This window comes from Streptomyces sp. a15, from assembly GCF_059026085.1.
Genome location: NZ_JBWLKM010000013.1, coordinates 166625 through 175330, shown reverse-complemented (window position 1 = coordinate 175330; position 8706 = coordinate 166625). Strand labels below are relative to the sequence as shown.

General features: G+C 71.3%; 8 protein-coding genes, 1 rRNA gene and 1 pseudogene. 8 read left to right on the top strand and 2 right to left on the bottom strand.

The features are described from left to right. From rrf to AC5P09_RS16895, 3 genes and pseudogenes are all read left to right on the top strand, one after another. A 5S ribosomal RNA gene (rrf, locus tag AC5P09_RS16905) occupies positions 1-74 on the top strand; the annotation flags it as partial. A 95-nt stretch (positions 75-169) separates the two neighbouring features. Continuing rightward, a pseudogene (locus tag AC5P09_RS16900) lies at positions 170-1462 on the top strand (hypothetical protein); the annotation flags it as partial. Between the two features lie 42 nt (positions 1463-1504). Beyond that, the gene (locus AC5P09_RS16895; protein ID WP_493874700.1) at positions 1505-2359 is read left to right on the top strand and encodes a tetratricopeptide repeat protein; all 855 of its coding nucleotides are present in this window, start codon (positions 1505-1507) and stop codon (positions 2357-2359) included. A gap of 54 nt (positions 2360-2413) precedes the next feature. On the opposite strand, the gene AC5P09_RS16890 is transcribed toward AC5P09_RS16895, so the two are convergent. Beyond that, entirely contained in the window at positions 2414-3706 is a 1293-nt protein-coding gene (locus tag AC5P09_RS16890; protein WP_493874692.1) for a DUF1015 domain-containing protein, read from the bottom strand. A gap of 74 nt (positions 3707-3780) precedes the next feature. On the opposite strand from AC5P09_RS16890, the gene AC5P09_RS16885 reads away from it, so the two are divergent. From AC5P09_RS16885 to AC5P09_RS16870, 4 genes are all read left to right on the top strand, one after another. Continuing rightward, positions 3781-4845 carry an HAD-IIA family hydrolase gene (locus AC5P09_RS16885; protein ID WP_493874691.1) on the top strand — a complete coding sequence of 355 codons (1065 nt, stop codon included), beginning with the start codon at positions 3781-3783 and terminating at the stop codon, positions 4843-4845. 112 nt (positions 4846-4957) lie between these two features. Further along, positions 4958-6001 (top strand): FecCD family ABC transporter permease, encoded by a 1044-nt coding sequence (locus AC5P09_RS16880; protein ID WP_493874690.1) that lies wholly within the window; start codon positions 4958-4960, stop codon positions 5999-6001. Continuing rightward, on the top strand, positions 5998-7035 hold the full coding sequence (locus AC5P09_RS16875) for a FecCD family ABC transporter permease (protein WP_493874689.1): 1038 nt from the start codon (positions 5998-6000) through the stop codon (positions 7033-7035). Before AC5P09_RS16880 ends, AC5P09_RS16875 begins: the two co-directional genes overlap by 4 nt. Then, positions 7032-7967: an ABC transporter ATP-binding protein gene (locus AC5P09_RS16870; protein ID WP_493874688.1), complete on the top strand. Its 936-nt coding sequence runs from the start codon at positions 7032-7034 to the stop codon at positions 7965-7967. Before AC5P09_RS16875 ends, AC5P09_RS16870 begins: the two co-directional genes overlap by 4 nt. On the opposite strand, the gene AC5P09_RS16865 is transcribed toward AC5P09_RS16870, so the two are convergent. Beyond that, entirely contained in the window at positions 7951-8298 is a 348-nt protein-coding gene (locus AC5P09_RS16865) for an SCP2 sterol-binding domain-containing protein (RefSeq protein WP_493874687.1), read from the bottom strand. The genes AC5P09_RS16870 and AC5P09_RS16865 overlap by 17 nt on opposite strands. A 42-nt stretch (positions 8299-8340) precedes the next feature. On the opposite strand from AC5P09_RS16865, the gene AC5P09_RS16860 reads away from it, so the two are divergent. Beyond that, on the top strand, positions 8341-8703 hold the full coding sequence (locus AC5P09_RS16860) for a hypothetical protein (protein ID WP_493874686.1): 363 nt from the start codon (positions 8341-8343) through the stop codon (positions 8701-8703). Positions 8704-8706: the final 3 nt, after the last annotated feature.

Sequence of the window (8706 nt, the reverse complement as noted above, 5' to 3'; positions counted from 1 at the left end):
ACCCGGAAGCTAAGCCTTACAGCGCCGATGGTACTGCAGGGGGGACCCTGTGGGAGAGTAGGACGCCGCCGAACAATCTTTGGAAGGACCCCTGGTCCCCAGCGTTCAGCTGGGGACCAGGGGTCCTTTTTGTTTTTCCGGAGCGCGCCGGGTACTCGGCTGCGCGAGAATGAACTTGCAGTACCGAAGACAGGAGTCACCGATGTCCACCAACTCTCCCGACGACCGACCGGAGCGCGACCAGCGGCGACGGGACAGTGGTGACCGCGGCGACCGCGGCGACCGGGGCGACCGCGGCGGTTACCGCGGAGACCGTGGCGGCGTCCGTCGCGACAATGACCGCCGGGACAGCGACCGTGGCGGTTCCGACCGTGGCGGTAACGACCGCGGTAGTTATGTCCGTCGCGATGATCGCCGTGATGACCGGCGAGGCGATGACCGTGGGGACCGCGGTGGTTTCCGCCGTGACGACAATCGCGGAGCGTCTCCGAGCCGTGACGACCGTCCCGCAGGACCGCGCCGCGATGACCGTGGGGACCGCGGTGGCTTCCGGCGTGACGACAACCGTGGTGGGTACAGCGGTGGCCGGCGAGATGACCGTCGAGAGGGCGACCGTGGGCCTCGTCCGGCGTTCCGCCGTGATGACCGTCCGGCCGGGCCGCGCCGGGACGATCGTCCCGCGGCGCCGCGCCGTGATGACCGTTCGGCCGGGCCGCGCCGTGATGACCGTTCGGCCGGGCCGCGCCGGGACGATCGTCCCGCGGCGCCGCGTCGCGATGACCGTTCGGCCGGGCCGCGGCGTGACGACCGTGGGGACCGCGGTGGCTTCCGGCGTGACGGTGACCGTCCCTCCTTCCGGCGTGACGACCGTGGCGAGCGTGGGGAGCGCGTAGAGCGTCGGGACGACAATCGCGGTGGCTTCCGGCGCGATGACAATCGTGGTGGGTTCGCTGGTCGGCGTGACGATCGTCGGGGCGATGACCGTGGTGGTTTCGCTCGCCGTGATGACCGTCGGGATGACCGGCGCGATGATCGCCGTGACGGCGGTGACCGGGGCGGCTTCCGTCGTGACGACCGCGGTGACCGTCCCTCCTTCCGCATCGATGACCGTGACCGTGGAGTCCGCCGGGACGACCGAGGTGACCGTGGCGATCGCGGTGGCTTCCGCAGTGATGAGCGGCGGGACGACCGCCGTGATGACCGTCGGGGCGATGACCGCGGTGGTTTCCGGCGTGACGACCGGCGCGACGACAACCGCGGAGGAGTCCGTCGTGACGACAGTCGCGGTGGTTTCCGTCGTGACGACAGCCGCGGGGGGCAAGGCGGAGACCGCGGCGGGTACCGGGGCCGGGACGACCGTGGCGGCGGCCCCCGTGGGCCGCGTCGTGACGACCGGCGTGACGACCGTGGCGGACGTCCCGGCGGCTTCCGTGGCGGTGACGACCGGCGTGGTGGCGGGCGTTTCCGGGACGAGCGCGACCGCGACCGGGAGCCCATCAAGCGGCTGCCGATCCCGGAGGACGTCACGGGCGAGGAGATCGACAAGGACGTACGGCAGGAGTTGCAGAGTCTGCCGAAGGGGCTCGCCGAGGACGTCGCCAAGAACCTGGTGATGGTGGCGCGGCTCATCGACGAGGACCCCGAGGCGGCGTACGCCTACTCGAAGGTGGCCCTGCGGCTGGCGTCGCGGGTCGCTGCCGTACGCGAGGCCGGCGGGTTCGCGGCGTACGCGAACCAGAAGTACAGCGAGGCGCTCGCGGAGTTCAGGGCCGCGCGGCGGATGACCGGCGGTGTCGACCTGTGGCCCGTCATGGCGGACTGCGAGCGTGGGCTCGGGCGGCCGGAGAAGGCGCTGGACATGGCCGGGGCGCCCGAGGTGCACAAGCTGGACAAGGCCGGGCAGGTCGAGATGCGGCTCGTCGCGGCCGGCGCTCGGCGTGACATGGATCAGCTCGACGCGGCCATCGTGACGCTGCAGAGCCCGGAGCTGGCCTCCAACTCCGTACAGCCGTGGACCGCGCGGCTGCGGTACGCGTACGCGGACGCGCTGCTGGCGGCCGGTCGTGAGGGCGAGGCACGGGAGTGGTTCGCGAAGGCCGCGGAGGCCGACAAGGACGGCAGCACGGACGCGTCGGACCGGCTTGCCGAGATGGACGGTGTGGAGTTCGTCGACGCCTTCGACGAGAGCGAGGCGGAGGCTGAAGCTGAGGCGGAGGCGGAGGCTGAGGACGACGCTGTGTCCCAGGAGGCGCCCGCGCATGCCGTCGAGGTCGCTGAGGACTCCGAGGCTGACAACGACAACGACAACGACAACGACAACGACAACGACAACGACGCCAAGGACGACCACAAGGACTGACGTCGCTGAGTGAAAGGGCGGGGCCCCTGACCGGGGTCCCGCCCTTTCGCATGTTCAGACGTCCAGCGCGCGCAGCACCAGGCCCGAGGCCGGCTTCGGGCCGAACGACGTCGACTTGCGGGGCATGGTGACGCCCTGGCGGGCGAGGTCCCGTACGACCTCCTCGCGGACCGGGTGCATCAGGACCGCCGTTCCGCCGTCGCGTTCCGCCTTCGCGACCGTGGCGGCCGTGTCGTGTATGTAGGCGATGTGGGCGGGGGAGTCCTCTGGGATGTGCCAGACGTGGTCGAGGAGGGTGGCGTGCAGGACCGTGGCGTCCAGGGTGCGCCAGGCCGCCGGGCGGTCCGTGGGGATCGTGCGGGCCAGCAGGGCCGGGTCGGGGCGGTCGACGAGGTGGAAGGCGCCGTCGCCGGCCAGCAGGAAGGCGTTGCCTGCGCGGGCGGCGTCGGCCAGGGCGTCCAGGGCCTCGGCCAACGGGAGTTCCAGGCGATGGATGCGGAAGTGGCCCTCCAGGGGCGCCAGGGCCTCCGCGACCGGCAGGCCGTGCAGAAGGCGGTGGATGGCGCGGACGCGCAGGGGATAGCGGGCCGTGTCGACGAGGAGGACCAGGCCGTAGTCCCAGGGGCTGGGAGAGGGGTGCTCCGCGCGTAGCCGTCGGTAGGTGGCCCAGCGGTGGTGGCCGTCGGCGATCAGGGCCTGGTGATCGGCCAGGTCGGAGCGGATGCGGGCCAGGTCGGCGGGGTCGGTGACCGACCACAGGCGGTGGCTGAAGCCGTCCTCTGTGGTGGTGGCGAGCAGCGGGGGCTGTGCGGCGGTGCGTTCGACGGCCTCGGCGGTGGCGGACGCCGAACCATTTCCGCGGTACGTCAGGAGCAGCGGCTCCAGGTTGGCGGAGGTGGCGCGCATCAGGGCGGCGCGGTCGGCGACCACGTGCGGCATGACGTCCTCGTGGGGCAGGACGACGCCCTCCGAGGGCTCCGACAGGCGCAGGGCGCCGATGATGCCGCGCTGGAGCATGCCGTCGCCGTCGCGCTGCTCGTAGACGTACAGGCCCGGTTCGGTGTCGGTGGTCAGGATGCCTTCGGAGAGCCAGCGGCGCAGGGTGTCGGCGGCCTGTTCGTTGCGGACGCTGGGGGTGGCGGCCTGGGGCAGGATCAGCCTGACGATGTTGTACGGGTCGGCGGACTGGAGATGGTGCAGGCCGTCGGGGCGGACCACGACGTCGTACGGCGGGGAGGTCACGGCGGCCAGGCTGCCGACTCGGTCGGGGTCGTAGCGCAGGCCTCGGAACGGGGTGAGTTCCAGGCCCCGGCGCGTCGTTGCTTCCGAATGGCCTGCTGTGTTCATCCCGGCATCGTACGGGTGTCAGTGGCATGGGGGATGATCGGGGGAAAGCGAGCCACACCAAGGAGCGATGCGGAATGAGCCAGGGCGTCAGGACGAAGCCCGAGGGCAGTGGGCAGGCCCTGAGCGAGGCGTACGACACGGCGCTGCTCGACCTGGACGGGGTGGTGTATGCGGGCGGGAACGCGATCGCGTACGCCGTCGAGTCGCTCGCCACCGCCCGCGCGGGCGGGATGCATCTCGCGTACGTCACCAACAACGCGCTGCGGACGCCAGACACCGTGGCCGGCCACCTCACCGAGCTGGGCATACCGACGGAGGCGTCGGACGTCATCACCTCCGCGCAGGCGGTCGCCCGGCTGATCGCCGAGCAGGTCCCGGCAGGCGCGCGGGTGCTGGTGATCGGCGGGGAGGGGCTGCGGGTGGCGCTGCGGGAGCGCGGCCTCGAGCCGGTGGAGTCGGCGGACGACGATCCGGCGGCGGTCGTGCAGGGGTACGGCGGGCCCGAACTGCCCTGGGGGCGTTTCGCGGAGGCGTGTTACGCCATCGCGCGCGGGGTTCCGTGGTTCGCGTCCAACACCGACCTGACGATTCCCAGCGCACGCGGGATCGCGCCGGGCAACGGCGCGGCGGTGGAGGTGGTGCGGATCGCCACGGGTGCCGAGCCGCAGGTGGCGGGCAAGCCGTTGCCGCCCATGCACCGGGAGACGGTTCTGCGGACCGGTGCCCAGCGGCCGCTGGTGGTGGGGGACCGGCTGGACACGGACATCGAGGGCGCGTTCAACGGGGAGGTCGACTCGCTGCTCGTCCTGACCGGGGTGACGGACGGCCCGCAGTTGCTCGCCGCGCCGCCGCAGCACCGGCCGACGTATGTCGACGCCGATCTGCGGGGGATGCTCACCGGGCAGCCCGAAGTCGTCGAGGAGGGCGACGGGTTCCGGTGCGGTGGCTGGACGGCGGTGGCCGGTGGCATGGGGGTCCCCCCGCTCGGGCGAAGTCGAGAGTGGGGGAGGCTGGAACTAGACGGTGACGGTGAGGCTCTGGACGGCTTGCGCGCGCTGTGCGCGGCGGCCTGGACGGCGGCCGGAGCAGGTGTATGCGCACTGGACGGAGGGAAGGCGCTGGCACGACTGGGTTTGTGAGCCGTCGGGGGTGTCCACCCGGGCGGGGCCGGCGCAGGCTCGTCCTGTGAGGGTGCGAAGCGTTCGTGACACGGAATCGTGGCTGAATGCGAGGGTAGGCTAACCTAACTGCGTGTTGGTAGACAGTCCTCCCGAACAGCGCGCGGAGACCGCCCCCGCGCCCCCAACCCGCCGGGCGATACGAGCCATTGGGCTGCTCGTCTCCGTGGCGATCCTGGTGCTCGTCGCGCTGGCCAGCATCGCGATCGGCGCGAAGGCGTTGTCCATGGGGCAGGTCTGGCACGGCCTGTTCCAGGACACGGGGACATACGGCGACGTCGTGGTCGCCGACCGGATCTCGCGAACGGTGCTGGGGCTGCTCGCCGGTGCCGCGCTCGGCCTGGCCGGGGCCGTGCTCCAGGCGCTCACGCGCAATCCGCTGGCCGATCCCGGACTGCTCGGCATCAACGCGGGTGCGTCCGCCGCGGTCGTCACCGCCATCACGTTCTTCGGCGTCACCTCGCTGAGCGGCTATGTCTGGTTCGCGTTCGCCGGCGCGGCGGCGGTCGGGGCGCTGGTCTGGTTCCTCGGCGGCAGCCGGGGAGCGACACCGGTGCGGCTGGCGCTCGCCGGCACCGCGATCAGCGCCGCGCTCTACGGCTATCTCCAGGCCGTGATGATCCTGGACGACGTGGCGCTGTCCCGGATGCGCTTCTGGACCGTCGGTTCGCTGGCCTCGGCGAGCGACTCGGCCATCCTCCAGGTCCTTCCGTTCATCGCGGTGGGCACGCTCCTCGCGCTCTCGCTGGCCCGGCCGCTGAACGCCATGGAGATGGGCGACGACACCGCCAAGGCCCTCGGCGCCAACCTGAACCGCACCCGGGCGCTGGCCATGCTCTCAGCAACCGTGCTGTGCGGGGCGGCGACCGCCGCGTGCGGGCCGATCGTGTTCGTCGGGCTGATGGTCCCGCACGTCGTACGGTCCTTCACCGGGCCCGACCTGCGCTGGATCCTGCCGTACGCGACCATCCTGTCGCCGGTGCTGCTGCTCGGTGCCGACGTCATCGGCCGGATCATCGCCCGACCCTCGGAACTCCAGGTCGGCATCGTCACCGCGATCATCGGCGGCCCGGTCTTCATCTATCTCGTACGACGGCGGAGGACGGCGCAGCTGTGAAGACCAACCGTGCCATCAGGACGCCGGGCGGGCTCTCGCTCCGTGTGGACGTCCGTGCCGTCACCGTCGTGGCCCTGCTGCTGTGCGCCGCGCTCGCCGCGAGCGTCGTGCTGATCGGCACCGGCGACTTCCCGATCCCGGCCGCCGACGTGCTCAAGACGCTCGCCGGCGACGGCAACGCGGGCCAGGAGTTCATCGTCAACGAACTGCGGTTGCCGCGGGTCCTCGTCGGGCTCCTGGTGGGTGCCTCGCTGGGGGTCGGGGGTGCGCTGTTCCAGGCCATCTCCCGCAATCCGCTGGGCAGTCCGGACGTGCTCGGGCTCGGGCAGGGAGCCACAGCCGGCGCGCTCGTGATGATCGTGCTGTTCTCCGGCAGCGCGGCGCAGGTCACCCTCGGCGCGCTCGTAGGCGGTCTCGCGACCGGGTTCGCCATCTATCTGCTCGCCTGGAAGCGGGGAGTGCACGGCTACCGACTGGTCCTGGTCGGTATCGGTGTCTCCGCGATCGTCACCGCGATCAACGGCTATCTGCTCACCGTGTCCGACATCGTGGACGCCGCCCGTGCGGTCGTCTGGATGACCGGGTCGCTCAACGGGCGTGACTGGGACCAGGTCTGGCCGCTGCTCATGCTGTGCGGCGTGCTCGTGCCGTTCGTCCTCGCCAATGCGCGCGGGCTGCGGATGATGGAGATGGGCGACGACGTGTCGTACGCCCTCGGGGTGCGTGTCGAGCGCGTACGGCTGCTGCTGTTGGTCGCCGCCGTCCTGCTCACGGCGACCGCCACCGCGGCCGCCGGTCCCGTCAGCTTCGTGGCGCTCACCGCACCGCAGCTGGCCCGCCGGCTGACCCGCTCGCCCGGCCCGAACCTGCTGCCGTCCCTGTGCATGGGCGCCGCCCTCCTGGTCACCGCCGACTGGATCTCGCAGCGCACCTTCGGCGCCGACCAGGTGCCCGTGGGGGTGGTCACCGGTGTCCTCGGCGGCGTCTACCTGCTGTGGCTGCTGGTCACCGAGCGAAAGGCGGGCCGGATATGAGCCCGCAGAAGGAATCCCGGCCCGAGACGCGCGGCACGGCGAACGAGAACACCCGAAGGAGCACTGTGAACCGCCTGTCCGCCGAGAACGTGACCCTCGCCTACGACCAGCGGGTCATCGCCGAGGAGTTGTCGGTCGAGATACCCGACAACTCCTTCACCGTGATCGTCGGCCCGAACGCGTGCGGCAAGTCCACGCTGTTGCGGGCGCTGTCGCGGATGCTGAAGCCGAACCAGGGGCGGGTGCTCCTCGACGGCAACGTCATCCAGTCGATGCCGGCGAAGAAGGTCGCGCGCACCCTCGGGCTGCTCCCGCAGTCGTCGATCGCGCCCGACGGCATCACCGTCGCCGACCTCGTCGGCCGCGGCCGCTACCCGCACCAGGGCATCCTGCGCCAGTGGTCCACCGAGGACGAGCGGGTCGTACAGGAGTCGATGACCCAGACCGGGGTGGCCGAACTAGCCGACCGGTATGTCGACGAGCTGTCCGGCGGTCAGCGGCAGCGGGTGTGGATCGCGATGGCGCTCGCCCAGCAGACGCCGCTGCTGCTGCTCGACGAGCCGACGACCTACCTCGACATCCAGCACCAGATCGACGTCCTCGACCTGTGCGCCGAACTGCACGAGGAGCAGGGTCGCACGCTGGTCGCCGTGCTGCACGACCTCAACCACGCCGCCCGGTACGCCACGCACCTGATCGCCCTGAAGGACGGCAGGATCATCGCCGAGGGGGCGCCGAACGACATCGTCACCGCGGACCTGGTCCAGGAGGTCTTCGGGCTGCGCTGCCAGGTCATCGATGACCCGGAGACGGGCACGCCGCTGGTGGTGCCGGCGGCGCGGAAGGCGCGTACGGACGCGAAGGCCGACCTGGCGAAGACCGACGCCGAGGAGACCGACGTCGAGAAGGTGGCCGCTACAGAAGCTTCCTGAGGCGGAGCAGGTCCCTGAGGCCTGCCTCCAGCTTCACCCGGCCCGAGCCCCAGGCCTTCGCGAAGTTCAGCTCGCCGTTCACCATGGCGACCAGGTCGTCGCCGGCCAGGGTCAGTCTGATCTGGGCCTTTTCCGGCGGCGGTCCCTGCAGTGTGTCCTGGACCACGATCCGGCCGCCCGTCATGCGGCCGACGAACGTGACGTCCAGGTCGGTGATGCGGCAGCTGACCGATCGGTCCAGAGCGGCGGCAGCGCCGACGTCGCCTTCGGCGGTCTGCATGTTGTCGGAGAGCTTCTCGAGTGCGGCGCGGCACTCCTCGATCGTGGCCATCGCGATCGACGGTACCGCAGCGGTTCGGGGTAGCGTCTGGGCATGAGCGACTCGGTTCCGGAGACGGAGACCCCGCAGGAGACGGCGGAGACAGGGGAGACGCGGGAGACGGTGGAGGCGCAGGCCGATCACGACCCCGCCGCCCCCGCCGCGCTGAACGTGCCCCGCACTCCCACCGGCAACGCCGAGGTCGACGCCCAGTTGGAGCGGCTCGCCGATGCCGACCACCTCGCCACCGACGGACACGTCGAGGTGTACGAGGATGTACACCAGGGGCTGCGCGACGCGCTCACCGCGCTCGACGCCCGCCCGGGACCTCCGGCTCCCACCCGTCACCCGACCACCACCCCTCAACGAGACCCTTCGGGTCACACCTTTCAATCGCCGTACGCAAGCAGGAGCTGAACC

Coding starts and splice junctions, on each gene's coding strand:
- AC5P09_RS16870 (WP_493874688.1), top strand. CDS start 7,032: ATGAGCCCGCAGAAGGAATCCCGGCCCGAGACGCGCGGCACGGCGAAC.
- AC5P09_RS16890 (WP_493874692.1), bottom strand. CDS start 3,706: ATGAACACAGCAGGCCATTCGGAAGCAACGACGCGCCGGGGCCTGGAA.
- AC5P09_RS16860 (WP_493874686.1), top strand. CDS start 8,341: ATGAGCGACTCGGTTCCGGAGACGGAGACCCCGCAGGAGACGGCGGAG.
- AC5P09_RS16885 (WP_493874691.1), top strand. CDS start 3,781: ATGAGCCAGGGCGTCAGGACGAAGCCCGAGGGCAGTGGGCAGGCCCTG.
- AC5P09_RS16865 (WP_493874687.1), bottom strand. CDS start 8,298: ATGGCCACGATCGAGGAGTGCCGCGCCGCACTCGAGAAGCTCTCCGAC.